Here is a 25,962-nt window from a genome sequence, read left to right on the forward strand (position 1 = left end):
CGTCTTTTACGGCACTTTTCGTCGCTTGCAGACTCCAACTCCCATCTTGCTAGGGTGGCTGACGACAGAAACCGTTCAATTTTGAGGAGTATACACCATGAATTCTCGCCCGCTATCTTTGGGGTTACCGCTAGTGTTGGGTTTACCACTATTGCTGACCGGATGCAGCACGCTGTCCAGTTTTTCCTGGTCCAGCCTATCGCCGTTTAATTGGTTCGGTAGTTCGCTGCAAATCACGGATGCGGGCGTCGGTGGCATCAATGCGGGTACGCCGTTATCTGAAGGCGCGTTACAGAACGCGCTGGATGGCAGTTATCAACTGCGTAGTGGAATGGGGACATCCAACGGTCAATTGGTCGCGTTTTATCAGGCGCTTGATGGCAAAGAGGTGAAAATGGTCATCAGCGGCCAGCCGAAGTTGAAGTGGCGTCAGGTGGCGTGAAAATCGGTGATGCCTTTAGCAATACCTACAGCAAAGCCTTTGAGTCTTGTCAGTTGGGGCAAGGTGATGATGCGCGGGGCGTTGAATGTGCCGCGCCCCAGAGCACGCATATCAGCTACGTCTATTCCGGCGAGTGGAGTGGGCCAGAAGGCTTGATGCCGCCCGACGATATCCTGAAAAACTGGAAAGTGAGCAAAATCGTGTGGCACGCACAGGCGCGTAACACATCCGTTTTATAAAGGGCGTCTTGACGTTAACGGACTAATTTGTCTTCACGCAAGGTAAAATCCAGGCGGCTTCCGGTATGATACCCGTGCCGCCTGATTTTTTTTCGGTACCCGTATTTGCTGTAACCATGGTAGTAAACCATAACAACAAAAGAAAAAACTGACGTTTGAGGAAGCAGAAATGACACCAATTCAAAGCGGTATTTTATTGGAACACCGCCGTTTTGCCATCTTTATGGAAGCGATGATTCAGGGAGAGTTTGATGCTATCCGGCAGGGATGCAAAAAATTCTGTCAGACATTACAAGATTTACAGCAGCAGTATCCCGATGCCGGGTTAGGCGCGGTACTGGCGTTTGGTAACGATGTTTGGCGCGATCTGGACTGTAACCACAGCGCGGCGGAGCTGAAATCGTTTACGCCGTTGGGTAAAGGGCTTGCCCCGGCAACGCAGCGCGATTTACTGATTCATATCCAATCGCTCCGCCATGACGTTAACTTCACGCTGGCACAGGCTGCGCTGGCCGCGTTTGGTAGCGCAATTCGTATTGAAGAAGAGACGCACGGTTTTCGCTGGGTAGAAGATCGCGATTTAAGCGGTTTTATCGACGGTACAGAAAACCCACAGGGTGAGGCACGGCACGCCGTGGCAATTATCCCTGAAGACCAGCCGGATGCCGGTGGCAGTTACGTGTTTACCCAACGCTGGGAACACAATCTGAAGCAGTTGCAGCGTTTTAGCGTGGAACAACAGGAACAGATGATCGGGCGCACGAAGCAGGATAACGAAGAGCTGTCTTCGGATCAGCGCCCTGTAACGTCGCACCTCAGCCGCGTGGATTTAAAGGAAGACGGCAAGGGGCTGAAAATCCTGCGTCAGAGTCTGCCTTATGGCACCGCGAGCGGGAAAAATGGGCTTTATTTCGTCGCCTACTGTGCGCGTCTGCATAACATTGAACAGCAGTTGCTGAGTATGTTCGGCGATCGTGACGGCAAACGTGATGAGATGCTGCGCTTTACGCGCGCTGTCAGTGGCAGCTATTTCTTCGCGCCGTCTTTGGCGAAGCTTTTGTCACTGTAAGGTTTGACGCGTTTTCCTGATGCCTGCATTCGTGCAGGCATCAATGCTCTGCATTGGCTATCTTGCTGTGTTTTTCTCTTTTCTTTTTCTTCTTTTTTGCCGTTATCTCTCGTTGTGGTGTTATGCCCTTTCGCGCTTAAAAACTCCGAAATATTATATATAAAGGTTATATGTTAACCAGCACTTCCCCTACACTGATTTGCGCTACTACGCGCATTCCAATATCGGTTATTCACACGATAGCTCCCATAACAAAGCCTATCGAATAGGCGCTAACTCTGGCAGGACATAAGATGAATCAAGTACAGGTGAAAGGCTGGCTGGTGAAAGGTTCTCTGGCGCTGTCATTGTTGCTGGGCGGGCAGAGCGCTGTCTCTGCTACCGAGCTGCTAAACAGCTCTTATGATGTGTCGCGCGAGCTCTTTGTAGCGCTCAATCCCGGCTTTGAAAAGCAGTGGTTGTCGCAACATCCCAACGATCCAATCACGATCAAACAATCGCATGCGGGTTCATCTAAACAGGCGCTGGCTATCCTGCAAGGGTTGAAAGCCGATGTGGTGACCTACAATCAGGTGACAGACGTTCAGATCCTACACGATCGTGGGCAACTGATTCCCGCTGACTGGCAGGCGCGTTTACCGAATAACAGCTCTCCGTTCTACTCCACCATGGCTTTTCTGGTTCGCAAAGGTAATCCAAAAGGGATTCACGACTGGAACGATCTGGTACGTGATGATGTAAAACTGATTTTCCCGAACCCGAAAACCTCTGGCAATGCCCGTTATACCTACCTTGCCGCCTGGGGCGCGACCAGTAAAGCTAACGGTGGAGACGAGGCCAAAACGCGCGCGTGGATAACGCGTTTTCTGGCGAATGTCGCGGTATTTGATACCGGCGGCCGTGGCGCAACCACGACATTTGTGGAGCGCCAACTGGGGGATGTGTTGATCAGTTTTGAATCCGAGGTGAATAACATTCGTAACCAGTACGGTGCTGAAAACTACGAAGTCATCGTTCCGAAGGTCAATGTGCTGGCAGAATTCCCGGTCGCGTGGATTGATAAGAATGTCGAGAAGAATGGCACCGAACAGGCGGCAAAAGCCTATCTGAATTATCTCTATAGCCCAGACGCGCAGAAAGTGATCACCGATTTTTACTACCGTGTGAATAACCCTGAACTGGCGAAAACGCTAAAATCTCGCTTCCCTGAGACCACCTTATTTCGCGTGGAAGATCAGTTTGGCTCGTGGCCACAGGTGATGAAAACCCACTTCGATACCGGTGGTGAATTGGATAAACTGCTGGCGGCTGGTCGTCAGTAATGTCTTTTGGTTCAGGTAAGCGGGTGCTGCCGGGATTCGCGCTGAGTCTGGGCAGTAGCTTGCTGTTCGTCTGTCTGATTCTGCTGCTGCCTTTAAGTGCGCTGGTGATGCAGCTCTCAGAGATGAGTGTGGCACAGTACTGGGCGGTGATCTCCAACCCGCAGGTGGTGGCGGCGTACAAGGTCACGCTCTTGGCGGCGGGGCTGGCGACGGTATTCAACGCAGGGTTTGGCCTGTTAATGGCATGGATTCTGACGCGCTATCGTTTTCCCGGTCGTGCCTTGCTGGATGGATTGATGGACTTACCCTTCGCTCTACCCACTGCCGTGGCGGGGCTGACGCTGGCTGCGCTGTTTTCAACAACAGGCTGGTACGGCGCCTGGCTGGCAGAATACGGCATCAAGGTGTCCTATACCTGGCTTGGTATCACGGTTGCGATGGCGTTCACCAGCATTCCTTTTGTGGTGCGTACCGTGCAACCAGTGTTGGAAGATCTGGGGCCGGAATACGAAGAGGCGGCACAAACGCTGGGGGCGAATCGCTGGCAGTGTTTTCGTTACGTCATTTTACCAGAGTTAACGCCAGCGCTATTAACCGGCACCGCGCTGTCGTTTGCCCGCAGTCTGGGTGAATTTGGCGCGGTTATCTTTATTGCGGGGAATATTGCCTGGCAGACAGAGGTCGTTTCGCTGATGATTTTTATCCGTTTGCAGGAATTTGATTTCCCTGCCGCCAGTGCGATTGCCTCCGTCGTGTTAGCCGCATCCTTATTGATACTGTTTGCCGTCAACGTGCTGCAAAGCCGTTTTGGACAACGGACCCGGAGCGTGTAATGGCAGAGAGCCCTACCGTGACGCCGCGACGTCAATCTCACCCTGTTCGGCAGGCACGTAACTGGGCGAGAGCCGCACTGATTGCGTTGGGCGTGATATTATCGCTCATCATGCTAGTCATCCCTTTAGTGTCAATTTTTGCCGCTGCGCTATCGCACGGACTGGGGGGCGTTTGGCGCAATCTGAGCGATCCTGACATGCTGCATGCGATTGGCCTTACGCTGCTGGTGGTCGCAATTGTCGTACCGGTGAATCTGGTTTTTGGCACGCTGCTAGCGTGGTTGGTCACACGCTTTCAGTTTCCGGGGCGACAACTCTTGCTCACGTTGATCGACATTCCTTTTGCCGTCTCGCCAGTGGTCGCCGGTTTACTGTATCTGCTTTTTTATAGCACCAACGGTCCGGTCGGCGGCTGGCTGGATGAACAGGGGCTACAGTTGATGTTTGCCTGGCCGGGTATTGCGCTGGTGACAATATTTGTGACCTGTCCGTTTATGGTCAGGGAACTGGTTCCGGTGATGATGAGTCAGGGCAGTCAGGAGGAAGAGGCTGCCGTGCTGCTCGGTGCGTCAGGCTGGCAGGTGTTCTATCAGGTGACGCTACCGAATATTCGCTGGGCACTGCTCTATGGTGTCGTGCTGACCAACGCCCGGGCGATTGGCGAGTTTGGCGCGGTATCCGTCGTGTCGGGCTCAATTCGTGGTGAAACTTACACGCTGCCGCTACAGGTTGAATTACTGCATCAGGATTATAACAGCGTGGGAGCGTTTACCGCGGCGGCGTTGCTAACCGTGATGGCGATACTGACGCTGTTCATCAAGAGCGCCTTGCAGTGGCGCGTAAAACGGCAAATGAATAAACACTAACTTTTATCTCACTCACGCCGCGCGCGTGAGTTTTTTAGGACTCAATTTGTGACGACGCTTGAGCAGTGTATTGGCAATACCCCACTGGTGAAATTGCAGCGTGTGACGCAGGGGTTAAACAGCGAAATCTGGCTGAAGTTGGAAGGGAATAATCCCGCTGGATCGGTAAAAGATCGTGCTGCACTTTCTATGATCCAGCAGGCGGAGAATCGCGGAGATATCTCCCCCGGTGACAGGCTGATCGAAGCAACCAGCGGGAACACCGGCATTGCATTGGCGATGATCGCGGCGGTGAAAGGCTACCGACTACGCCTGCTGATGCCGGACAATATGAGCTATGAACGTCAGACAGCGATGCGTGCCTACGGTGCGGAGCTGGTGTTGGTTAACCGCAAACTGGGGATGGAAGGGGCGCGGGATCGCGCGAAACAGATGGTGTTGGCGGGAGAGGGTAAAACGCTCGATCAGTTCAATAACCCAGACAACTCGCTGGCGCATTTTCTCACGACGGGTCCAGAAATCTGGCAACAGACGGCAGGCAAGCTGACTCATTTTATTTCCAGCATGGGGACAACCGGCACGATCTCTGGCGTCAGCCGCTATCTGAAGCAGCAGAATCCGGCAGTGTGTACCGTTGGGCTACAGCCTGCGGAAGGGAGCCACATTCCCGGCATTCGCCGCTGGACGCCGGATTATATGCCGGGCATCTTCCGTGCCGATCTGGTCGATCGCATTCTGGATATGACACAGATGGACGCAGAGAATACGCTGCGGCAACTGGCGCGTCAGGAAGGTATCTTCTGCGGCGTCAGTTCTGGTGGCGCGGTTGCGGGTGCACTGCGGCTTGCGGAGGAAAACCCCGGTAGCGTGATTGTGGCGATAGCCTGCGATCGCGGCGATCGGTATCTGTCCACCGGGGTCTTTGACTGATGACTATTCCCGCTCCAGCGCGTGAATCGGTTCCATCCGTGCAGCGCGGCGAGCAGGGAAGAAGCCGAAGATAATGCCGATCAGGCTGGAGCACAGGAACGCGGCAATAATCGAGGCGCTGGAATAGATCATCGAAAAATTGCTGCTGAACTGTGCGAATAGCACGCCGATTCCCAACGACAGCGCTACACCCACGATGCCGCCGAACAGGCAAACTAGCACGGCCTCGATGAGAAACTGCTGCATGATGTCGCTGGTGCGCGCGCCAACCGCCATGCGAACGCCGATCTCTCGGGTTCGTTCTGTGACGGATACCAACATGATGTTCATCACGCCGATACCGCCGACCAGCAGCGAAATCAGGGCGATCATCGACACCAGTAGTGCGAGTGTGGTGGTGGTTTTCTCGATCATCTGGCGGATGTTGTCGGTGTTCATGATAAAGAAGTCTTTCGTACCGTGCCGCTGCGTCAGCAGCGTGGTGATGTTCTTCTCGGCGATGTTCATATCAATATTGTCTTTTACCCGCACCGTAATGCTTCTCAGGTAGGACTGCCCGACCATGCGTTTCATCACCGTGGTGTACGGCACCCAGACATTCAGATTTTCATCGCTGCCGAAACCGCCTTGATTCTTACTGACGACACCGATAATCCGCACGGGTAGCGAGCCCAGCAAAATCACTTGCCCAATGGGGTCCTCGCCGTGGGGAAAGAGTTTATCGCGCGTATTTTTGTCAATCACTGCATCCTGAGTCAGTTGATCGACGCTGCTGCGTGGGAAAAGCACGCCGCGATCTACTGTGTAGCCACGCACGGTGAAGAACTGTTCGCCAACCCCAGAAACGCTGGCGGAAACGGCGATGTTGCCGTAGCGCATGGTAACGCTGGTGGAGATTGAGGGCGTGACGCTATGTACGTAGGGCTGCTGTGCCAGTGGCTGAATATCGCTGGCGCGCAACGTCTGGATAGCGCTGGCATCCATGTCGCCGAAGTCTTTGCCGGGAAAAATTTCCAGCGTGCTCGTGCCCATCGAATTGATATCGGCCAGTACCTGCTGCTGCGAACCTTTTCCCAGCGCGACCACCGAAACGACCGACGCAATCCCAATGATAATGCCGAGCATGGTCAGAAAGGTGCGCATCCGCTGCGCATTCATCGCCAGCAACGCCATTTTGAAGGCATCAATAAAGCGATCTTTGAACTGATTCAGGGCAGAGGTGGTAGGAGACACGGTGTCAGGTAATGGCGCGGTGACTTCTTGGGGGCGCGTTTGTCGATCGGCAATCACTTCGCCATCGCGCAACTCGATGATGCGCTGTGCGTGTTCGGCGATCGTCATATCGTGCGTGACGATCACGACCGTGTTGCCCTGTTTGTGCAGGTCGCGGAGTATGCTCAGGACTTCGTTGCCGCTGTGGGTGTCCAGTGCTCCGGTCGGCTCATCCGCCAGAATAATGCCGCCGCTGTTCATCAGTGCCCGCGCGATACTCACGCGTTGCTGTTGGCCGCCGGAAAGCTGGCTAGGCCGATAGTGAAGGCGATGTTCCAGCCCGAGTTTGGTCAGCAGCTCTGCCGCCCGCTGACGGCGCGTCAGTCTGCTCTTCCCTGCATAAATCGCAGGGACTTCGACATTCCCGAGTGCAGTCAGGTCACCAAGCAGGTGGTAGCGTTGAAAAATAAAGCCAAAGTGTTCGCGGCGCAGTTCGGCCAACTGGTCGTTATCCAATTCACCCACGGCGCGTCCTGCCACCTGATAGTCACCGGCAGACGGCTTATCAAGGCAGCCGAGAATATTCATCAGCGTGGATTTTCCCGAGCCTGATGCGCCGACAATCGCCACCATTTCTCCCTGATTGATGGTCAGATTAATGTCTTTAAGAACGGTAACGTCCTGTTCGCCGTTGGAAAAACGGCGGGTGATGCCAGTCAGCTTAAGCAAAGATGTCGACATGCGTTACATCCCCATCGGCGGGCCGGGATGCGTGGAGGTTACATCGCCGGGAGAGGGACTGACCACGATCTGTTCCCCGACGCTGAGCCCCGAACGAATCTGGGTGCGCACGTTATCATTGAGGCCAAGCGTGACCAGACGCGATTCAACTTTCTTGTTCGCATTGACGACCTGCACATACCACATGCCATTGCGCAAGGTTAACGCCGTCGCCGGAACGACAATGGCATTTTTCACCGAAGACAGCAAAATATTGACCTGTGCCGTCATTGAGATACGCAATACGCCATCAGGATTTTGCACATCGAACTGACCGTTGTAATAAATTGCGGTACTGGATGAGGAACTGGAACTGCTTGTACTGGATGACGTCGTTGTCGAGTCAGTGTTGATGGAGTCCGGCGCGGGCTCGATCGAACTCAGCGTTGCTTCATAACGCTTATTCGGTTCACCCAGAATACTGAACCAGACCGGCATGCCGGTTTTCACCTTAACGACGTCGGCTTCTGAGATTTTTACCTTGATGGTCATGGTGTCTAAATTGGCGACTTTGGCAATGGTTGGCGTAGTCTGGATCGCATTCACCGTTTGGCCTGCTTCTACGGGAATCGCCACCACCGTGCCATCCATCGGCGAGCGAATTTGGGTATATCCCAGATTCACTTTGGCGGTGTTAACGGTTATCTGCGCCTGAACGATTTGGGCGTCTAACGCGTCGATATTGGCTCTGGTGGCATCAAGCGTTGCCTTTGCACTATCGTAATCCGCCTGTGCGCCCACACCGCGCTTCATTAGCATCTGCTGACGTTGCCAGCTCAATTCGTTATTACGCAATTCTGCCACTTTGGCAGCCCGCTGAGCCTGAACATTTTTCAGCGCCGCTTCGCTATTCTTTAATGTGTCCTGCTGCGTGAGGTCATCGATCTCGGCGATCAATTGCCCTTTTTTCACCTTATCGCCGAGTTCGACGTGCAGTGCTTTGATTTGCCCTGAGGCTTGAGCGCCGACGCTAACTTGCTTCTGCGCCTCAATGTTTCCATCGGCGAGTACCGTCTGTTCGAGATCGGCAATCTCTGCGGCGGTAGTGATCGCGTTTGGCGTTGGCGCTGGTTTGTTGAAAAACAAATGAATAAGCACGGCTGCGGCGATAATACCAAGCGCGATCGTGATACGGCGTCGTGTAAAAAATCGTGATTGCATCAGGGGGAGTCGTCCTTAATGAATGCATCTGTATCCGTCATACTTCAAGTTGCATGTGCGTTGGCTGCGCTTAGTAACCCGAATCACTTACCTGAGTAAGCTCATCGGGATGCCTTCTCTTGCCGCCTGCCTGAAACTCGAATTATTTAGGGTATCAACGGGAATAAATAACGCAGGTGAGTAATTTACTCCGAGTCCGTAAAGGTAGCGGTAATCTTTGCTGAAAGAAATGGTAAGGATTAAGTAAATCTGGCTGCGAATATTCACGCCAAGCCTGAGAATACATCATCTATACCCATCATACTTCAAGCTGCATGTACGTTTCCTTCCCGCAACTCGAATACGTAGGGTATACCCGATTAAAGAGGACAGGATATGAATATTTTACTGGTCGATGATGATGTAGAGCTGGGCGATATGCTCTGTGAGTATCTGAATGCGGAAGGGTTTTCAACCTCGCGAGTGCTGACGGGCAAAGAGGGCGTTGATGGCGCGATGTCGGGGGATTACACCGCAATGATTCTGGATGTCATGCTACCGGATATGAGTGGGATTGATGTACTGCGCCAAATCAGAAAAACCCAGCAGTTACCCATTATTATGCTGACGGCGAGAGGGGACAACATTGACAGGGTCATTGGTCTGGAAATGGGGGCGGATGACTATATGCCTAAACCTTGTTACCCGCGTGAACTGGTGGCAAGGCTGCGTGCGGTGTTACGTCGCTATGACGAACAGCCGAGTACAAAGCGGGACGACAGCGTCGCGGCCAGTGGCGATCTGGTATTGAACCCCGCAACACGCATTAGCGAATGGCGCGGGAAGCCGTTTGATCTGACGGCATCTGAGTTTAACTTGCTGGAGCTGCTATTGCGCTTCCCCGAGCGGGTGGTATCGAAAGACGAGCTGTCTGAAAAATGTCTGGGGCGTCGCCGTGAGGCCTATGATCGCAGCGTAGATGTACACATCAGCAATATTCGTCAGAAGCTTGGGGCATTATCGGGCAACACGATGACGATTGAAACGGTGCGCAGCGTCGGATATCGGGTTCGCTGATGATGATTCGTGGAAGGCTTTTCTGGAAGATACTACTGGGATTCTGGCTGACGTTTCTCGTCATGTCTCAACTGTTATGGTTGGCTTTTTCCTTGAGTGGAGATCGCCATAAGCCGTTGGAAGAAATCGTGGTGTCGCGCATTGCGACGATGCAAACCGAGATAGTGGCCGCGGCGCTGCAACATGGTGGTCTGGGCGAACTCAACGCTGTGATGTCGCTGTTACCGCAGAAAGAGCAGCAATACATTTCCATCACGGAATCGCCTCTGCCGCTGTCGGAACAGGAATTAGTTTCTTCCCCGCAGAACGCGTTGCTCGATGACGCGTTTACGCCGGATAAACGTGGTGCGCAGCGTGCCACCTACGTTATCAAGCAGGTCAGCGGCCCGGCGGGAAAGTGGTATCAGATACGTTATGATGCTGAGCTGCTGCGCAGCGAATTTCGACCTCCTCGTCCCGTTGAATTTCTCAATGTGCCGATGCCATTTGTCATCATTGCAGGGCTTGGCGGGTTGCTATTTAGCTCGGTACTGGCGTGGAGTCTGGCACGCCCATTGAACCAGATCCGTGCCGGTTTTGATCAGGTGGCGCAGGGCGATCTGACTGTGCGCCTGCTGCCGGTAATGCGTAAACGTCATGATGAAATCAGCGACGTGGCACGCGATTTCGATTCTATGGTTGAGCGGCTGGACAGCCTGGCCAGCGCGCGCGAACAACTGCTTCATGATGTCTCGCATGAGCTGCGTTCTCCACTGGCGCGTTTGCAGCTTGCCATCGGGCTGGTGAGGCAGAACCCAGATAACCTGGAGAACTCCTTGCAGCGTATCGAACGTGAGGCGTTGCTGATGGATAAGATGATTGGCGAACTGTTGACGCTATCGCGCACGGAGCATTCCGGTATTGAGGAGGCCTATTTCGATTTACTGGGTCTGGTGACGGCCGTGGTCAATGATGCGCGCTATGAAGCGCAGGTCACCGGCGTCGAAATCCTGCTTGCGGCGAATGAAGACGAAGACTACACGGTCAAAGGCAACGCGGAGCTGATGCGCAGGGCGGTCGATAATGTCATGCGTAACGCGTTACGTTTTTCTGCTCCCGCACAGCAGGTTGCCGTGTCGCTTATTGGCAATGAGCATGAGTGGATGATTCAGGTTGTCGATCAGGGGCCTGGCGTGGAGCAAAGTAAGCTCTCCAGCATTTTCGATCCTTTCATTCGTGTTGATTCGCCACTGTCTGGTAAGGGCTATGGATTGGGGCTGGCGATAGCCCGAAAGGTTGTGCTGGCGCACGGCGGGCATATTGAGGCGGATAATGGTGAGCAGTGCGGGTTAGTGATTCGCCTGTGCGTGCCGCGTTGGAAAGCCTGAAACGAAAACGGCACCATCCGGGTGCCGTTTCGTGCAAACGTAGTAAACCATCCGTAGAGGAAAGGCTTACTTTTTGATACGGATAACCGGCGTTTCACCGACAACAACCGTACCACTCAGTTTGGTCAATTCCTTGATTTCATCCATGTTGGAAATAACCACTGGTGTCAGAGTAGACTTCGCTTTTTCTTCCAGCAGAGCCAGGTCGAACTCGATAACGAGATCGCCTTTCTTCACGCGCTGGCCTTCTTCGGCGATGCGCTTGAAGCCTTCGCCTTTCAATTCAACGGTATCAATACCAAAGTGCACAAACAGCTCAATACCGCTGTCAGACTCGATGGAAAACGCATGGTTGGTTTCAAAAATTTTGCCGATGGTGCCGTCTACCGGTGCGACAATCTTGTTGCCAGTTGGCTTGATGGCAATACCGTCGCCGACGATTTTCTCTGCAAATACGACATCAGGAACATCTTCAATATTGACGATTTCACCGGACAGCGGGGCAATGATTTCGATGCTGCCAGTGTCTTTTTTATCGTCAGAAACCAGAGATTTCAATTTATCGAACAAACCCATGATTCTCTCCTAAGCATTAATATTGGGCCAGCGTATACCCTAATCTTTCAAGTTGTTGTGGCATTGGTGTTTTTTCGCTACCCCGACTGCGGCAGTATCGCCTGTCGGGGGTGCTGATTGCCACCTTGAAACCTATTAGGTAAAGCAGAATCAGCAGAGCGTTTTTTCTTTAATAAAGCGGCTCACCAGATTGCTTAACTCTTGTGCTGTCGGTTGAGCTAATGCTTGTTCCGCCAGCGCCTTCGCATCTTCGTAATTCGCATTACGGATGATTTTCTTGATGCTCGGGATAGAGATCGCACTCATACTGAATTCGTCCAGACCCATTCCCAATAACAGTAGTGTAGCACGTTCGTCACCGGCGAGCTCACCGCACATCCCTGTCCACTTGCCTTCGGCGTGAGACGCGTCGATGACCTGCTTAATCAGGGTAAGGACGGCGGGAGACATCGGGTTATAGAGATGAGAAATCAGCTCATTACCGCGATCAACTGCCAGAGTATACTGGGTTAAGTCATTTGTCCCAATACTAAAGAAGTCGACTTCTTTGGCTAAATGAGGAGCAATAGCCGCGGCAGCAGGTGTCTCAACCATCACGCCGACTTCAATGCTTTCATCGAAGGCTTTACCTTCTTCTCTCAGCTGTGCCTTCAACATTTCCAGTTCAGCTTTCAACTCACGCACTTCTTCCACGGAGATAATCATCGGGAACATGATACGTAGTTTGCCAAAGTTGGATGCACGCAGAATGGCGCGCAACTGAGCATGCAGAATTTCTTTGCGATCCAGACAGATACGTATAGCACGCCAGCCAAGGAACGGATTCTCTTCCTTCGGCAGGTTCATGTAAGGCAGATCTTTGTCGCCACCGATATCCATGGTACGGACGATAACCGCCTGTGCGCCAACGGCTTCAGCAACGGCTTTATACGCCTGGAATTGTTCTTCTTCGGTCGGCAGTGAATCACGATCCATGAACAGGAATTCGGTACGATACAGGCCGACACCTTCTGCGCCGTTACGTTCTGCACCCGCGACATCACGCACGGTGCCGATATTGGCACAGACTTCAACCTGATGACCGTCCAGAGTGATGGCTGGCAGATCTTTCAGCTTGGCCAGCTCATACTTTTCAGCGTGGTATTGCTGCTGAACGGCTTTTAATTCTTCAATTTTATCCGCAGTCGGATTCTGATAGATCTGGTTGTTTACCGCATCCAGAATCAGATAGTCGCCGTTTTTGACCTGCTGGGTCACGTTGGTCGTGCCGACGATCGCAGGCAGTTCCAAAGAACGCGCCATAATGGAAGTGTGAGACGTGCGGCCACCGAGATCGGTAATGAAGCCCAACACTTTGTCCAGATTCAACTGTGCGGTTTCTGACGGCGTCAGATCCGTTGCGACCAGAATAACTTCATCCTGAATATCGCCCAGATCGACGATGGTCATATTGAGAATGTTGCGTAGCAAACGCTTCCCGATATCACGCATGTCCGCAGCGCGTTCTTTCAGATATTCATCATCAAGCTCTTCCAGCGCTTTGGCCTGGTTTTCGATAACGGAAAACGCAGCGGCATCGGCGGAAGCATGCTCATCTTTAATCAGGGCTATGATTTCCTGCTCGAACTCTTCATCTTCCAGCAACATGATGTGGCCTTCGAAGATGGCTTCTTTCTCTGCGCCCAGCGTCTCGCCCGCTTTCTTCTTGATAGCTTCCAACTGTGCGGATGCTTTGGAACGACCAGTCAGAAAACGTTCAGTTTCCTGTTCCACCTGATCCGCAGAGATTTTTTTCCGGTTGATGAGAATTTCATCTTCTTTCAGTAGCAGTGCCTTACCAAAAGCAATACCCGGTGATACTAATATGCCTGAAATCATAACCCTACCTTACTCGATTCTGGTGTTCACTAAAAAACTCGTCGATTACTCGAGCTCAGCCATCAGTTTGACCAGGTGTTCAACCGCTTTTTGTTCGTCTTCGCCTTCCGCAGCGATAGTAACCACAGTTCCTTGGGTTAAGCCGAGTGTTTGTAATTTGAATAGGCTCTTGGCGCTGGCGCTCTTGCCGTTGGACGTCACGGTGATGTCTGAAGCGAAGCCTTTGGCTTCTTTGACAAACTGAGCAGCGGGACGAGTGTGCAGGCCATTCGGTGCGGTGATAGTCACTTCTTGCTGGAACATGCTTTTTTCCCCAACTTATGGATTAGATTAATGTTGTGGAACTAAAGTTTAGCTGATTCACTGAACTTTAGCCTGTTTGGTTAGCGCCTGATTTATGTTACAGGGGCGGGCCACGATGCGACAAGAAAACCGTCAAACGTATTTCCTGAATAAAATACCATCAAACACCGCAGGTTCCGTCACCCATTATCTTAACCCCTGTCGCAAAACGGCGATGTGGGCTATCGTGCGCAGGACAAAACAATCGTACGCAGGACAAAAACAATGCGGTAAGGTGTGGTCTTTGCCGGATATTAATTTCACGCATCAAAATAATTGTTCGGTTAAATACTAAACCTGATGCAGAAAAGCAATCTGTATGTAGTGGAAAGTTTGAAGTGTGCCACAAAAAAGCACCTAAATAGGTGCTTTTTTAACATATTGGTCACTTGTTGTACGAGGTGACCAAGGTGGCTATTGTTGCAGTTCCTGCTCGGTGAACAGGTCGGCAAAGAGTGCGGTACTGAGGTAGCGTTCACCAGAAGAAGGCAGAATAACGACGATAGTTTTGCCTTCAAACTCTTTCTCTTTGAGCAAATTCAGCGCGGCGGCAACGGCTGCACCGGAAGAAATGCCAGCCAGAATGCCTTCTTCTTCCATCAAGCGACGTGCGGTGCTGATTGCTTCTTCGTTCGTGACTTTCTCTACGCGATCAATCAGTTTCAGGTCGAGGTTACCAGGAATAAAGCCTGCGCCGATGCCCTGAATCTTGTGCGGACCTGGTTTCAACTCTTCGCCAGCCAGCGCCTGAGTGATTACCGGTGAGTCGGTAGGTTCAACCGCCACACTGATGATAGCCTTGCCTTTGGTGTTCTTGATGTAGCGGCTTACACCAGTCAGCGTACCGCCTGTGCCGACACCAGAAATGAAAACATCAACTTGACCGTCGGTATCTTCCCAGATTTCAGGGCCGGTGGTTTTTTCGTGGATCTCTGGGTTAGCCGGGTTGCTGAACTGTTGCAATAGCAGATAACGGCTCGGATCGCTGGCGACAATCTCTTCTGCTTTGGCGATAGCGCCTTTCATGCCTTTTGCGCCTTCGGTCAGCACCAGATTAGCACCCAGCGCTTTCAGCAGTTTACGGCGCTCAATACTCATGGTTTCCGGCATGGTGAGCGTGAGTTTGTAACCGCGAGCGGCTGCGACGTAGGCCAAGGCAATCCCTGTGTTTCCGCTGGTAGGTTCAACCAGTTCAATGCCCGGTTTGAGAACGCCACGCTTTTCTGCATCCCAAATCAGGTTGGAGCCGATACGGCACTTTACGCTAAAGCTAGGGTTGCGGGATTCCACTTTAGCCAGAATGCGTCCGTTGCCGATACGGTTCAGACGAACCAGCGGCGTATGGCCGATTGTGAAAGAATTGTCTTCGTAGATCTTGCTCATAGCCTGTCCTTATAACTGTATGAAATTTTTGCGAACGTAGAGAGAATACTCGTTCACACTTTTCAGTGAAGTAAAGAATTGCTATATCGTTATGTTCTTAAGAAATATCTTTTCATTACAATAGAAAGCACTGGCCGTTCTGAGCCAGTGCGCACGGTCTTTTTATGACGCGTTTTTCGGCAGCGTCGCGGACAGAGCCCGATAGCGATCCACCCACAGTTGCGTTGCGCCACATACCGCGACGGGCATGATGACCAGATTCAAAAAAGGCACTAGCGTAAACAGGCTGACCAAGGCACCAAACTGCATATTGGCGACTTTGTGGCGGCGTAATGCCTGCCGCATCGTGGAAAACCCCACTTTGTGGTTATCAAAAGGGTAATCACAGTACTGAATTGCCAGCATCCACGCGCTGAACAAGAACCACAGAAGCGGAGCGACAGTCTGCCCAATACCTGGGATGAAATAGAGAAGTAGCAGCACAATCGCACGGGGCAGGTAATACGCCAGCTTTTGAACCTCACGCGTCATGATGCGCGGGACGTCTTTGGCAATACTGAGTATGCCGCTGTCCGGCAGCGTTTGGCCGGTTAATTTTGCCTCCAACTGCTCGGCCAATAAGCCGTTAAACGGGGCGGCAATAAAATTGGCGATCGTGCTGAATAGGTAGCTGAATACCAGCAATATGGAGAGGACGGCGAGTGGCCAAATGAGGTAGCTGAGCCATTGCAGCCAGCTCGGAATGTAGCTCATTATATGGGGAATCCAGTCATTAAGCCGGGTGAAAAGCCACCAAAAAGCCCCCCCCATTAGCACAATGTTCATGAGCAAAGGAAGAATGACGAAACGTCGGATACCTGGCAGTGAGATTAAGCGCCATCCAGCAAGAAAATAGTGTATACCGCTGCGAGTTTGGTCTGCTGTATTGCCATAAGGCGGTTTTTCGGAAGACATTGTGACAATATACTCAGTCATTTGTTTGTTGAGGCATCATATCGGGATGATCTTATGCTGGCTAGCCCGTATTTGGATGAAAAAACAGCAAAAAAGTGCGTTGTATCTATCTTTATTGTCATAAAGTACCGTGCAGGCTTGCACTTGTGTACTCAGGCAAATAGAGTTAGTAGTATAAGTATTTGCCGTGGTGGCAATGTATTGTTAGAACAATTGGGATAGCAATGATGCAGGACTTGCGTCTGATATTAATCGTTGTTGGCGCGATCGCTATAATAGCGCTGTTACTTCACGGCTTGTGGACTAGCCGTAAAGAGCGCTCGTCCCTTTTTCGTGACCGCCCGGTTAAACGAGCAAAAAAAGCGCGAGATGAAGCGCCGCTTGACGATCTGGATGAAGGCGTTGGCGAAGTTCGCGTAAAGGGCGCTCGCCCGCAGCAAAATGAGCCTTCATTTGGCAACGCATCGTTTGATCGCGACGTGTCTGACAACGCGTCGTCTCATCACTACGATACACGTGAAGACGTTCGCTCAGAGGCGAAATCGCCGTTTGAACATCTGTCTCCCGCTTCATCTTATGACCCTTTACTGGATGAAGCGACGCCAGTGGATTCTCCGCGTGCGCAGGTGCGTAGTGAGATGGCACCGCAGATCGTTTCTCCCACAGAATCCTCTGTTTCTGAGCCCAGCAGTGGTGCTCGGCGTGAACCCTTTGCGTATGATGCAGCGCCACAGCAGCCTGTTACGCATTCACTGCATGAGAAAGTTCAGCCCGCGCCCGCGCAGCCTCCGCAACCCGCAGAACCGGTTGAACCCGCAGCGGCGAAAGAAGCTGTTCTGGTGCTGCACGTAGTGGCGCATCAAGGCGGTGTCATTGGTGGTGAACTGCTGTTACAAAGCCTGCTTCAGGCTGGTTTCCAGTTTGGTGAAATGAACATTTTCCATCGCCATGTGAATCCTGCTGGCGCAGGACCAGTGCTGTTCAGCCTGGCGAATATGGTTAAACCTGGCTCGTTTAATGTGGATGCAATGGCAGAATTCTCGACGCCCGGCGTATCTATTTTCATGATGGTGCCGTCTTATGGTGACGCCAGCCAAAACTTTAAACTGATGTTACAGTCTGCACAGCGTATTGCTGACGATGTTGGCGGCGTGGTGCAGGACGATGAACGTCGTATGATGACGCCGCAGAAGGTCGAATCCTACAAAGCCCGCATTCGCGATGTGCTGAAAGCCAACGCCTGATAGCATACGTGAAAGCATCAAAAGCGCCTGTGAAAACATAACGTGTGCGAATGCAGTGGGTGAGAAAGAAGCCTCCGTTAGTGGAGGCTTTTTTTTATCCTTCGATCTGGCTGTGATGTAAAAAGGTAAGAAAAGGGGAAAGGTTGTGAGTGAAGCAAAAGGATTAAAACAAGAGCTTGGCCTGATTCAAGGCGTTGGACTGCTTTCTACCTCGCTATTGGGGACGGGGGTATTTGCAGTTCCTGCTCTGGTCGCACAGTTGGCGCAGCAAGACAGCCTGTGGGCATGGCCGATTTTGATCCTGTTTGTCTTTCCTATCGCCATTGGCTTTGCTGCGCTGGGGCAACATTTTCCTAATGCGGGCGGTGCCGCGCACTTTGTTAATTTAGCCTTTGGGCCGCGTATGGCGCGCGTAACTGGCTGGCTATTTCTGTCCGTCATTCCTCTGGGCCTACCAGCAGCCTTGCAGATTGCTGCCGGGTTCTGGCAGGCAGCATTTGGCTGGAGCGATCTGGGGCTGCTCTGCGTACAGTTGCTGACGTTGGGCGGTATCTGGCTACTTGGCCTGCGTAGTGCGGGTTCGAGTGCCAACATTCAGATCGTCATCGCGCTGCTCGTGGTGGGGTTGGTTGTCGCGATTTGGTGGCAGGGGGAAATCACGCCCGCGCATATCCCTTGGCCGTCGGTGAACGAGCTGTCATGGTCTAACACCTTCGGCGCATTGGCCGTCATGTTTTGGTGCTTTGTTGGCCTTGAGGCTTTTGCGCATATGGCGACGGAGTTTCGGGTGCCAGAGCGGGATTTTCCACGGGCTTTGCTCATCGGCATGTTGGTCGCGGGGGCGGTTTATTGGGGATGCACGGTAGCCGTATTGCACTTTAAGGCTTACGGTGAGGGGATTGCCGCAACGGCGTCGCTGCCGGGGATCGTTGTGCAGTTGTTTGGTCAGCACGCGCTGTGGATTGCCTGCTTCGTCGGTTATCTGGCCTGTTTTGCCAGCGTGAATATCTACACGCAGGGGTTTGCCCGGTTAGTTTGGTCACAGGCACCGAAAGGGAGTGCATTAGCGAAGCTGTCCGCAGGACAGGCACCGGTGAATGCGTTGTCGATTGTTGTTGCTTGCTGTCTGGTATGCTGCCTGGTGATTTATTGGCTCAGGTTACCGCTGGATATGCTGATTGTGTACGCGAATGGCATCTTCGTGCTGATTTATCTGCTGTGTATGCTGGCAGGATGGCGTTTGCTGAAAGGGCGTGCGCGCGTGATGGCGGCAATAGGAGGCATGCTCTGCTGTGCACTGTTGTTGATGATTGGCTGGAAATCGCTGTACGCGCTAATCATGCTGGCCGTGCTGTGGCTGTTTTTACCGCGCAGGCAGGTCGAACTCGTTTCCCATTGACCCGTTTGCCGTATTGGGAATTGAGCAGCACCCTGAACAGGGCGCTGCGTTGGGATGACGATTAATCGTTTTCCGGTGCGGCGGCAGGTTTTTCTTCCGCGGACAATTTCGCTTCCAGCTCGCTCAGACGCTGTTCCAGGCGGGCAATCTTCTCGCGCGTGCGGAGCAGAACCTGGGTCTGAATATCAAACTCTTCACGGTTCACCAAATCCAGTCGGGTCAGCTGTGCTTGCAAGACCTGACGAATCTTTTTCTCTACATCATCACCCAATTCCCGGATACCTTTTGGCATGGATTCATGCACTTGACGGGCGATTTGCTCAATCTTCTTTGGGTCAATCATGTCGCTTTCCTGATTAGGTTGTGTAAGTAGGTACTATAGCAAGAGCAAGTGTAATGCCTATAAACGAAATCTGACATCTGCTTTGCACATATTCAGCATAATTTTACTGTAATCCAGCATACGTTTTGCCCTATTTCCTGTGGCGGATCAATTGCCCTATCGAGGTATTAGCGTTATAGTAAATCCGCTTATTCTCAGGGCGGGGTGTAATTCCCCACCGGCGGTAAACCAGTACACATACTGGAAGCCCGCGAGCGCTCTCGCTGTTTTCTCCGATTTAATTATCGATTTTGCAGCGTGGGGTCAGCAGATCCGGTGTAATTCCGGAGCCGACGGTTAGAGTCCGGATGGGAGAGAGTAACGGTATCTGTCGGGCTATATGCCCGCTCGCGTTATTTTTGTTAGCCATTACTATGCAACCAGTGGTAGTGGTTACTCCTCAAGCTCGCCCTGATTCTGGTAATTCATAATAACATTGAGGTTTTTTACCATGAATCAGACATTACTTTCTGAATTTGGCAATCCTACCGAACGCGTAGAACGCGCCCTTGATGCATTGCGTCATGGCCGCGGCGTGCTGGTGCTGGATGATGAAGATCGTGAAAACGAAGGTGACATGATCTTTTCCGCTGAAAATATGACTGTTGAACAAATGGCGCTGACGATTCGTCACGGCAGTGGCATTGTGTGCCTGTGCCTGACGGAAGAGCGTCGCCAGCAGTTGGAATTGCCGATGATGGTGGAGAAGAACTCCAGCCATTACCAAACGGCATTCACCGTAACCATCGAAGCCGCTGAAGGCGTGACGACGGGGGTTTCTGCTGCCGACCGCCTGACCACCATTCGTGCCGCGATTGCGGATAACGCCAAGCCGAGCGATCTGAATCGCCCCGGCCACGTATTCCCGCTGCGCGCCCAGCCGGGTGGCGTGTTAACGCGCGGTGGTCACACTGAAGCAACGGTTGACCTGATGACGCTGGCTGGCCTGAAGCCGTCTGGTGTTCTGTGTGAACTGACGAACGACGATGGCTCAATGGCGCACGCGCCGGAAGTCATCACGTTTGCCAAACAGCACGATATGCCGGTGCTGACGATTGAAGATCTGGTTGCTTACCGCATTGCGGCAGAGCGCAAAGCCAGCTGATTTCCGCAGATATCATGCATATAAAAAGGGCCGATTAATCGGCCCTTTCGTTTCATGGTGGATGCAGTAAAACTCACTCGTGCTTAGGGCTTTCTTGCCAGCAGCGTAGCGAAGCGTAGTTTGATGCGATTACCCTGCGCATCTGTCTTGTGTAGTTCGCCCATATCCTCGTTATATTTGAGGATCTCCCAGCCGGCGTAATAGTTCTTCAGCTCGCCTTCTTTAAAGGTAAATGAGAAGGGCATCGGGCACGGACAATCTTCTGTCGACATCGCGGCAATAATCAGGTTATAGCCACCCGCAACTGTGCTGTCTTGCATATTGCTGATGATGTGCGGAATGCGGTCACGCTCCAAAAACATCAGCACGACGGTTGATAGGATAAAGTCGTACTGCTCTTTTATTTCCGCCAGATTGATGTTGTAAACGCCTGCGCGGATGTTGTCCAATGCTTCGCTCTTGATGATGTTATTCAGCGAATCAATGCTTTGCTCATGCTTGTCACAGGCGGTCACGTCAAACCCGCGCAGGTTAAGATACAGCGAGTTACGCCCGCCGCCGCAACCTAAATCCAGCGTTTTGCCCGGTTTGATGTGCTGTACGGCGTTGATGACTTCGGAATGGGTTCGCGTCAGACCGTATTTTTTATGGTAGAAATCTTCCGCTGAGCAGAAAAAGCTGAGCTGGCATTCCAGATCGTCAGAGAACGAAACAATGCGGTGCCACGCCTGCGGTTCCACAAACGGTGGCTGGTTCTGCTCAGAAAAATGGAATGTCTCCAGCGTCTCACCGTCTTCAGTCAGCATGGAAAAGGTCATTTCTCCTTTCAACACGGTCAATTTTGCCCACGTGCCTTCCTGCGTGTTGTGCTTTTCCTGAAACGCGGCGGGCAACGTTTGGCTGTTCCACTGCGGCATCTTCTTATAACAAATGAGATCTTGCATCTTCACCTCGGTGTGTAAATTTCAAATAACTATGACCGTATTCTATAAATCTGCGCGCAGGCTGGCTATAAAATATGTATTTTAAATGCATTATTTGTTTTTCAGTGTCAAACGGTAATGGAAAGCTGTCGCAGCAGTGGAAACGCCTCTTTCATCCGTTCACCGCCGACTACAAAGGCACGCAGTTTCTGCTGACCGTCCAGCGCTTTCGCCACCATCCCCTGTTCGTTCCATTCCTGCTGCCAGTGCAAATCGTCGCCGGTAGTATCACCAGCCATTTGTAAGGGAAACAGCGGCGTCTTGATTTTAACCAGCATCGGTGGCAGTGCCAGCGTCTCATTACCCCCCAGCAAATTTTTCGCCAGCGTAATGGCGCTGAGTTGAATCGGTTGCAGGAAAGGTAGCAACTTACCGCCAATTTCCGCACAGTCGCCCAGCGCATAAATCTGTGGATCGGTAGTCTGTAACTGTTGATTGGTCTGGATGCCTTTCCGCACCGCCAAATCTGCCGCTTGTGCCAATGATGTATTGGCCTGCAAACCGACAGCAGAGAGGACGTCGTCCACCTCGACAGCTCGCCCGTCGGTAAACGTAGCCTGTATACCGGTTTCAGTTTTCTCTAGCTGCTGCACGGTCGTATTCAGCAGCAGCGAAATGCCCTGTTGCGTCAGCGTGAATAGCAGGCGTGCGCTGACTTCGGGTGGCATCAACGCGGGCAGAATGCTGCTGGCACAGTCAACCAACGTGACATGTTTTCCCGCTCGACCTAAATCCATCGCCAGTTCGGTGCCGATGAGCCCGGCACCGAGCACCAGTATGCGTTCTGCCTGCCAGAGCCGGCTTTCGTGAGTGCGATATTCCTGCTGACTATTGAGCGTCAGCATGTGTTCGCGCCCCGGAATCGGTGGCACGATGGCGCTGGCTCCAGTTGCGAATACCAGTTTGTGGTAATCGTAACGATCCGTGCCGCAGATGACCTGTTGCGCATGGCGGTCAATGGCGGTGACGCGCGTATTGGCCAGCAGCGCAATGCGGTTTTCTTCAGCAAACGCGGTTGCCGACATCTTGGTCAGATCGTCGGCATGCTGTTGCAGACTCATCACATGGCTCAGATCCGGCTTGTTGTACTCATCGCCGCTGTCGGCAGTAATCAGGCGGATAGGGCAGTGTGCATCCAACTTGCGCAACTGCCGGATGAGCTGGCGGGCGGCAAAGCCCGCGCCAATAATCACAATATCTTTCATCATCCTCTCCTTAGCGAATCGGATTGAAAACGTCTTTACCCAGCCCACATTCCGGGCAGAGGAAGCTGTCGGGTACGTCCGACCACATGGTGCCGGGGGTAACGTCCTGCATCGGCTCGCCAAGTGCCGGATCGTAGATCCACTGGCAGACGCTGCACTGCATACATCCGTTTTCTGACTGTGCCGTTGGCTGTACTGCTGACGGTGGCGCAGTAACTTCATTGCACCCACAGGCGCTTTCGACAGGGGTGCTTACAGCTGCTGAGGTTTGCGGTGCGGCGACCTGTTTTGCGGGAGAGATGACGCGACGGGTAGGCGTATCATCCAGCGGATGCAGCGCCCACTGGCGGGCAATTTCGCGGCCGTGTTCGCGGCAAATTTCCAGCGCGGAACCGTCAGGACGCCACTTGGTTTTCAGCGCCAGCGTGGTTTCAAAACCGGCGTCCATCAGACGAGTTTGAACGCGATCTACCGCGCCGCCGTTCCAGCCGTAGCTGCCGAACGCCGAGGCTTTCTTGTTTTGGAAGCGCAGGCCGGTGATCTCTTCCAGCATGGCAGCGACCTTTGGCATCATCACGTTATTCATGGTGGATGAACCGACGAGCACGCCTTTCGAGCGGAAGACCTGCGTCAGAATTTCGTTTTTGTCGTGGCGGGCGACGTTGTAAATTTTTACTGCAACGCCCGGATCGACATCGTTGATGCCTTGCGCAATCGCGTCGGCCATCATGCGGGTGTTATTGGACATGGTATCGTAGAAAAGCGTGATGCGATCTTCCTGATAGCTGTCTGCCCATTTCAGATATAGGTGGATGATTTGGGCAGGATCGTCACGCCATACCACGCCATGTGAAGTGGCAACCATCGACAGCGGCAGGTTGAAACCCAGCACTTCGTGGATCTTGGCGGTGACTAAGCGACTGAATGGCGTCAGGATATTGGCGAAATAGCGCTGGCACTGCTCAAACAGCTCGGTTTGATCCACTTCGTCATTAAACAGGTGTTCATCGCAGTAGTGCTGGCCGAATGCATCGTTACTGAACAGCACAGCATCTTCGGTCATGTAGGTCATCATACTGTCCGGCCAGTGCAGCATCGGCGTTTCGATAAAGATCAGCTGTTTGCCATTACCAATATCCAGCGTGTCGCCGGTTTTGACCGTGTGGAAATTCCACTCGGGGTGATGGTGATGCCCAGTAATGGAATCGATCGCATTGTAGGTGCAGTAAATCGGCGTGTTGGGAATACGCGCCATCAGTTCGCTCAGTGCGCCAGCGTGATCCTCTTCGGCGTGGTTAATCACGATATAATCAATCGTGTTGAGATCGATTTCTGCCATTAGATTCTGCACAAACTCGCGGCTGAATTTGTGATCGACGGTATCGATCAGCACGGTTTTCTCTTCGCGGATCAGGTAACTGTTGTAGCTGCTGCCTTGCAGCGTTTTGTATTCTGTACCGTGAAAATCACGGACTTCCCAATCGCGCTGCCCAACCCAGTGGATGTTGTTCTTAACGTGAATCGTCATGTTCTGAAACCTCAATAATCATATGCGGAAAATATGCTGTAGAGATTGCAGGAAGCGTGCCAGTTTTTAATGTGTTGATTTATAACATTTTAATAAATAATGATTGTCAAAATGACATGGTGTGTCTATTGTCCTAATGACATAGTTATTGTCATTAGGACACACCATGACGCTCTCCATTAACGCGCTTGCCCGCATCGCTATCGAACTGCAAATGGGGCTATCGAATCAGGATCGTTTTCAGCGCTTGATCAACAGCCTGCGCCAGTTGCTGCGCTGTGATGCGTCGGCGCTGCTGCGTTACGAAAATCAGCTGTTCCGCCCATTGGCGATTGACGGCCTTGCGCCGGACGTGCTGGGGCGACGCTTTCGCCTGTCCGATCATCCCCGGCTAGAGGCGATTGCGCGTGCGGGCGACGTGGTGCGTTTTCCGGCAGATAGTCAGCTGCCCGATCCGTATGACGGTCTAATCCCCAGCCAGGAGGATCTTAAGGTGCACGCCTGCGTTGGACTGCCGCTATTTGCTAATCAAAACCTGATCGGGGCGCTGACCGTAGACGGCATGGACCCGTGTCAGTTCGACCATTTTAGTGATGAAGAACTGCGGCTGGTGGGCGCGATGGCGGCGGCGGCGCTGAGTAACGCGCTATTGATGGAGCGTCTTGAGCGGCAGTTGCCCGCACCGGTGCGTGCTGAAAGCCCGGCGGCGGAAAGCGTGGAGGAAATGGTTGGGCTATCGGAACCGATGCAGCGTTTGAAGAAAGAAGTGGATATCGTCGCAGGTTCCGATCTGAACGTGTTGATCATGGGGGAAACCGGCGTCGGCAAAGAACTGGTGGCGCGGGCGATTCATCATGGTTCCAGCCGGGCAGCGCATCCTCTGGTGTACCTGAACTGCGCGGCACTGCCTGAATCGGTGGCGGAGAGCGAGCTGTTTGGTCATGTGAAAGGGGCGTTTACCGGGGCGATCCACCATCGAACGGGAAAATTCGAAATGGCGGATAATGGTACGCTGTTTTTAGATGAGATTGGCGAGCTGTCGCTGACGCTACAGGCGAAGCTGCTGCGTGTATTACAGTATGGCGATCTCCAGCGCGTGGGGGATGACAGCAGTCTGAAAGTGAATGTTCGCGTACTGGCGGCGACCAACCGCGATCTGCGGCAGGCGGTGCTGGATGGCGCTTTCCGTGCCGATTTGTTCCACCGTCTGAGCGTGTTCCCGCTGTCTGTACCACCGCTGCGGGAGCGCAGTCAGGATGTGGCACTGCTGGCGGGATTCTTCTGCGAGCGCAGCCGCGTGCAACTGGGGCTGGCGCGACTGGCGCTGACGGCAGATGCGGGCGCGCTACTGGAACAATATGACTGGCCGGGGAATGTGCGCGAGCTGGAACACGCTATTTATCGTGCCACCGTGTTGGCGAGAGCAGGGCAGGAATCGGGTGAGGTGCTGTTAGGCCCTGAACATTTCAATCTTGAACTTCCCTCCCAGCCTGTTCATACCGCCGCAGGGGCGTCGAGCGCTATCGACACCGAACCCGCCTATTTCATCAGCGGCGGCCTGCGGGAGGCAACGGATGACTATCAGCGTCGGATCATCCAACAAACGCTGGCACGCCATGAAGGCAACTGGTCATCCTGCGCCAGAGAACTGGAAATGGACAGCGGCAATCTGCACCGTCTGGCGAAGCGGTTGGGCATCAAATAAA

Annotated in this window: 22 protein-coding genes, 1 pseudogene and 1 riboswitch; of the genes and pseudogenes, 12 read left to right on the top strand and 11 right to left on the bottom strand. The window is 52.8% G+C overall.

The window, feature by feature from the left end:
- The first annotated feature begins 97 nt into the window (after positions 1-97).
- The 6 genes and pseudogenes from E2566_RS04155 (at position 98) to cysM (ending at position 5,701) form a co-directional block, all read left to right on the top strand.
- Positions 98-681 (top strand): annotated as a pseudogene (locus tag E2566_RS04155) (RpoE-regulated lipoprotein).
- Between the two features lie 169 nt (positions 682-850).
- Entirely contained in the window at positions 851-1,750 is a 900-nt protein-coding gene (locus tag E2566_RS04160) for a Dyp-type peroxidase (RefSeq protein WP_107170332.1), read from the top strand.
- 293 nt (positions 1,751-2,043) lie between these two features.
- Positions 2,044-3,072 carry a sulfate ABC transporter substrate-binding protein gene (locus E2566_RS04165; protein ID WP_107170331.1) on the top strand — a complete coding sequence of 343 codons (1,029 nt, stop codon included), beginning with the start codon at positions 2,044-2,046 and terminating at the stop codon, positions 3,070-3,072.
- A complete protein-coding gene (cysT, locus tag E2566_RS04170) occupies positions 3,072-3,905 on the top strand; it encodes a sulfate/thiosulfate ABC transporter permease CysT (protein WP_107170330.1) in 834 nt (277 codons plus the stop codon). The genes E2566_RS04165 and cysT overlap by 1 nt, the downstream gene beginning before the upstream one ends.
- Positions 3,905-4,771 (top strand): sulfate/thiosulfate ABC transporter permease CysW, encoded by an 867-nt coding sequence (gene cysW, locus E2566_RS04175; RefSeq protein ID WP_107170329.1) that lies wholly within the window; start codon positions 3,905-3,907, stop codon positions 4,769-4,771. Before cysT ends, cysW begins: the two co-directional genes overlap by 1 nt.
- Positions 4,772-4,819: 48 nt before the next feature.
- Positions 4,820-5,701 (top strand): cysteine synthase CysM, encoded by an 882-nt coding sequence (gene cysM / locus E2566_RS04180; RefSeq protein WP_107170328.1) that lies wholly within the window; start codon positions 4,820-4,822, stop codon positions 5,699-5,701.
- Positions 5,702-5,704: 3 nt separating this feature from the next.
- Here cysM and E2566_RS04185 read toward each other — a convergent pair whose 3' ends face one another.
- Both E2566_RS04185 and E2566_RS04190 read right to left on the bottom strand, forming a co-directional pair.
- Positions 5,705-7,654 carry a MacB family efflux pump subunit gene (locus E2566_RS04185; protein WP_107170327.1) on the bottom strand — a complete coding sequence of 650 codons (1,950 nt, stop codon included), beginning with the start codon at positions 7,652-7,654 and terminating at the stop codon, positions 5,705-5,707.
- Positions 7,655-7,657: 3 nt separating this feature from the next.
- Entirely contained in the window at positions 7,658-8,854 is a 1,197-nt protein-coding gene (locus E2566_RS04190; RefSeq protein ID WP_107170326.1) for an efflux RND transporter periplasmic adaptor subunit, read from the bottom strand.
- Positions 8,855-9,229: 375 nt separating this feature from the next.
- Here E2566_RS04190 and E2566_RS04195 point away from each other — a divergent pair, with 375 nt between their 5' ends.
- Both E2566_RS04195 and E2566_RS04200 read left to right on the top strand, forming a co-directional pair.
- Positions 9,230-9,910 (top strand): response regulator transcription factor, encoded by a 681-nt coding sequence (locus E2566_RS04195; RefSeq protein ID WP_107171068.1) that lies wholly within the window; start codon positions 9,230-9,232, stop codon positions 9,908-9,910.
- Positions 9,910-11,277 carry an ATP-binding protein gene (locus E2566_RS04200; RefSeq protein ID WP_107171067.1) on the top strand — a complete coding sequence of 456 codons (1,368 nt, stop codon included), beginning with the start codon at positions 9,910-9,912 and terminating at the stop codon, positions 11,275-11,277. Before E2566_RS04195 ends, E2566_RS04200 begins: the two co-directional genes overlap by 1 nt.
- A gap of 66 nt (positions 11,278-11,343) precedes the next feature.
- Here E2566_RS04200 and crr read toward each other — a convergent pair whose 3' ends face one another.
- The 5 genes from crr to cysZ form a co-directional block, all read right to left on the bottom strand.
- Positions 11,344-11,853, bottom strand: coding sequence for a PTS glucose transporter subunit IIA (crr, locus tag E2566_RS04205; RefSeq protein WP_010284368.1), 510 nt, complete (start codon positions 11,851-11,853; stop codon positions 11,344-11,346).
- A gap of 150 nt (positions 11,854-12,003) precedes the next feature.
- Positions 12,004-13,731: a phosphoenolpyruvate-protein phosphotransferase PtsI gene (gene ptsI, locus E2566_RS04210; protein ID WP_107171066.1), complete on the bottom strand. Its 1,728-nt coding sequence runs from the start codon at positions 13,729-13,731 to the stop codon at positions 12,004-12,006.
- A gap of 45 nt (positions 13,732-13,776) precedes the next feature.
- Complete coding sequence (gene ptsH / locus E2566_RS04215) at positions 13,777-14,034, bottom strand: phosphocarrier protein Hpr (RefSeq protein WP_107171065.1); 258 nt, start codon at positions 14,032-14,034, stop codon at positions 13,777-13,779.
- Positions 14,035-14,487: 453 nt separating this feature from the next.
- The gene (gene cysK / locus E2566_RS04220; RefSeq protein ID WP_039348726.1) at positions 14,488-15,456 is read right to left on the bottom strand and encodes a cysteine synthase A; all 969 of its coding nucleotides are present in this window, start codon (positions 15,454-15,456) and stop codon (positions 14,488-14,490) included.
- Between the two features lie 162 nt (positions 15,457-15,618).
- Positions 15,619-16,410, bottom strand: a complete 792-nt coding sequence (cysZ, locus tag E2566_RS04225) for a sulfate transporter CysZ (RefSeq protein ID WP_107171063.1) — start codon at positions 16,408-16,410, stop codon at positions 15,619-15,621.
- A gap of 224 nt (positions 16,411-16,634) precedes the next feature.
- Between cysZ and zipA the strand changes: the two genes are divergently transcribed.
- Positions 16,635-17,654 (top strand): cell division protein ZipA, encoded by a 1,020-nt coding sequence (zipA, locus tag E2566_RS04230; protein ID WP_205942504.1) that lies wholly within the window; start codon positions 16,635-16,637, stop codon positions 17,652-17,654.
- A gap of 145 nt (positions 17,655-17,799) precedes the next feature.
- Complete coding sequence (yjeH, locus tag E2566_RS04235) at positions 17,800-19,053, top strand: L-methionine/branched-chain amino acid transporter (protein WP_107171062.1); 1,254 nt, start codon at positions 17,800-17,802, stop codon at positions 19,051-19,053.
- Positions 19,054-19,114: 61 nt separating this feature from the next.
- Here the strand turns inward: yjeH and ubiK are convergent, their stop codons facing one another.
- Complete coding sequence (gene ubiK / locus E2566_RS04240; RefSeq protein ID WP_107171061.1) at positions 19,115-19,396, bottom strand: ubiquinone biosynthesis accessory factor UbiK; 282 nt, start codon at positions 19,394-19,396, stop codon at positions 19,115-19,117.
- A 186-nt stretch (positions 19,397-19,582) separates the two neighbouring features.
- A riboswitch (FMN riboswitch) is annotated at positions 19,583-19,759 on the top strand.
- 127 nt (positions 19,760-19,886) lie between these two features.
- Here ubiK and ribB point away from each other — a divergent pair.
- Positions 19,887-20,540 carry a 3,4-dihydroxy-2-butanone-4-phosphate synthase gene (gene ribB, locus E2566_RS04245; protein ID WP_010284392.1) on the top strand — a complete coding sequence of 218 codons (654 nt, stop codon included), beginning with the start codon at positions 19,887-19,889 and terminating at the stop codon, positions 20,538-20,540.
- Positions 20,541-20,623: 83 nt separating this feature from the next.
- On the opposite strand, the gene tehB is transcribed toward ribB, so the two are convergent.
- The 3 genes from tehB to norV form a co-directional block, all read right to left on the bottom strand.
- Positions 20,624-21,484, bottom strand: a complete 861-nt coding sequence (tehB, locus tag E2566_RS04250) for an SAM-dependent methyltransferase TehB (protein WP_107171060.1) — start codon at positions 21,482-21,484, stop codon at positions 20,624-20,626.
- Between the two features lie 107 nt (positions 21,485-21,591).
- Positions 21,592-22,731 (bottom strand): NADH:flavorubredoxin reductase NorW, encoded by a 1,140-nt coding sequence (norW, locus tag E2566_RS04255; protein ID WP_205942503.1) that lies wholly within the window; start codon positions 22,729-22,731, stop codon positions 21,592-21,594.
- 7 nt (positions 22,732-22,738) lie between these two features.
- Positions 22,739-24,256 carry an anaerobic nitric oxide reductase flavorubredoxin gene (gene norV / locus E2566_RS04260; protein WP_107171058.1) on the bottom strand — a complete coding sequence of 506 codons (1,518 nt, stop codon included), beginning with the start codon at positions 24,254-24,256 and terminating at the stop codon, positions 22,739-22,741.
- Positions 24,257-24,422: 166 nt separating this feature from the next.
- Between norV and norR the strand changes: the two genes are divergently transcribed.
- A complete protein-coding gene (gene norR / locus E2566_RS04265) occupies positions 24,423-25,961 on the top strand; it encodes a nitric oxide reductase transcriptional regulator NorR (protein ID WP_107171057.1) in 1,539 nt (512 codons plus the stop codon).
- Position 25,962 lies beyond the last annotated feature (1 nt).

The organism is Pectobacterium punjabense (assembly GCF_012427845.1).
Taxonomy (GTDB): Bacteria; Pseudomonadota; Gammaproteobacteria; order Enterobacterales; family Enterobacteriaceae; genus Pectobacterium; species Pectobacterium punjabense.

Bases quoted from the DNA above. Each gene is read 5' to 3' on its own strand.
- norW (WP_205942503.1), bottom strand. From the start codon at position 22,731: ATGATGAAAGATATTGTGATTATTGGCGCGGGCTTTGCCGCCCGCCAG.
- norR (WP_107171057.1), top strand. From the start codon at position 24,423: ATGACGCTCTCCATTAACGCGCTTGCCCGCATCGCTATCGAACTGCAA.
- E2566_RS04195 (WP_107171068.1), top strand. From the start codon at position 9,230: ATGAATATTTTACTGGTCGATGATGATGTAGAGCTGGGCGATATGCTC.
- E2566_RS04160 (WP_107170332.1), top strand. From the start codon at position 851: ATGACACCAATTCAAAGCGGTATTTTATTGGAACACCGCCGTTTTGCC.
- E2566_RS04165 (WP_107170331.1), top strand. From the start codon at position 2,044: ATGAATCAAGTACAGGTGAAAGGCTGGCTGGTGAAAGGTTCTCTGGCG.
- E2566_RS04190 (WP_107170326.1), bottom strand. From the start codon at position 8,854: ATGCAATCACGATTTTTTACACGACGCCGTATCACGATCGCGCTTGGT.
- E2566_RS04200 (WP_107171067.1), top strand. From the start codon at position 9,910: ATGATGATTCGTGGAAGGCTTTTCTGGAAGATACTACTGGGATTCTGG.
- cysW (WP_107170329.1), top strand. From the start codon at position 3,905: ATGGCAGAGAGCCCTACCGTGACGCCGCGACGTCAATCTCACCCTGTT.
- cysK (WP_039348726.1), bottom strand. From the start codon at position 15,456: ATGAGCAAGATCTACGAAGACAATTCTTTCACAATCGGCCATACGCCG.
- ubiK (WP_107171061.1), bottom strand. From the start codon at position 19,396: ATGATTGACCCAAAGAAGATTGAGCAAATCGCCCGTCAAGTGCATGAA.
- zipA (WP_205942504.1), top strand. From the start codon at position 16,635: ATGATGCAGGACTTGCGTCTGATATTAATCGTTGTTGGCGCGATCGCT.
- norV (WP_107171058.1), bottom strand. From the start codon at position 24,256: ATGACGATTCACGTTAAGAACAACATCCACTGGGTTGGGCAGCGCGAT.
- crr (WP_010284368.1), bottom strand. From the start codon at position 11,853: ATGGGTTTGTTCGATAAATTGAAATCTCTGGTTTCTGACGATAAAAAA.
- cysT (WP_107170330.1), top strand. From the start codon at position 3,072: ATGTCTTTTGGTTCAGGTAAGCGGGTGCTGCCGGGATTCGCGCTGAGT.
- cysZ (WP_107171063.1), bottom strand. From the start codon at position 16,410: ATGTCTTCCGAAAAACCGCCTTATGGCAATACAGCAGACCAAACTCGC.
- ptsH (WP_107171065.1), bottom strand. From the start codon at position 14,034: ATGTTCCAGCAAGAAGTGACTATCACCGCACCGAATGGCCTGCACACT.
- ptsI (WP_107171066.1), bottom strand. From the start codon at position 13,731: ATGATTTCAGGCATATTAGTATCACCGGGTATTGCTTTTGGTAAGGCA.
- ribB (WP_010284392.1), top strand. From the start codon at position 19,887: ATGAATCAGACATTACTTTCTGAATTTGGCAATCCTACCGAACGCGTA.
- tehB (WP_107171060.1), bottom strand. From the start codon at position 21,484: ATGCAAGATCTCATTTGTTATAAGAAGATGCCGCAGTGGAACAGCCAA.
- E2566_RS04185 (WP_107170327.1), bottom strand. From the start codon at position 7,654: ATGTCGACATCTTTGCTTAAGCTGACTGGCATCACCCGCCGTTTTTCC.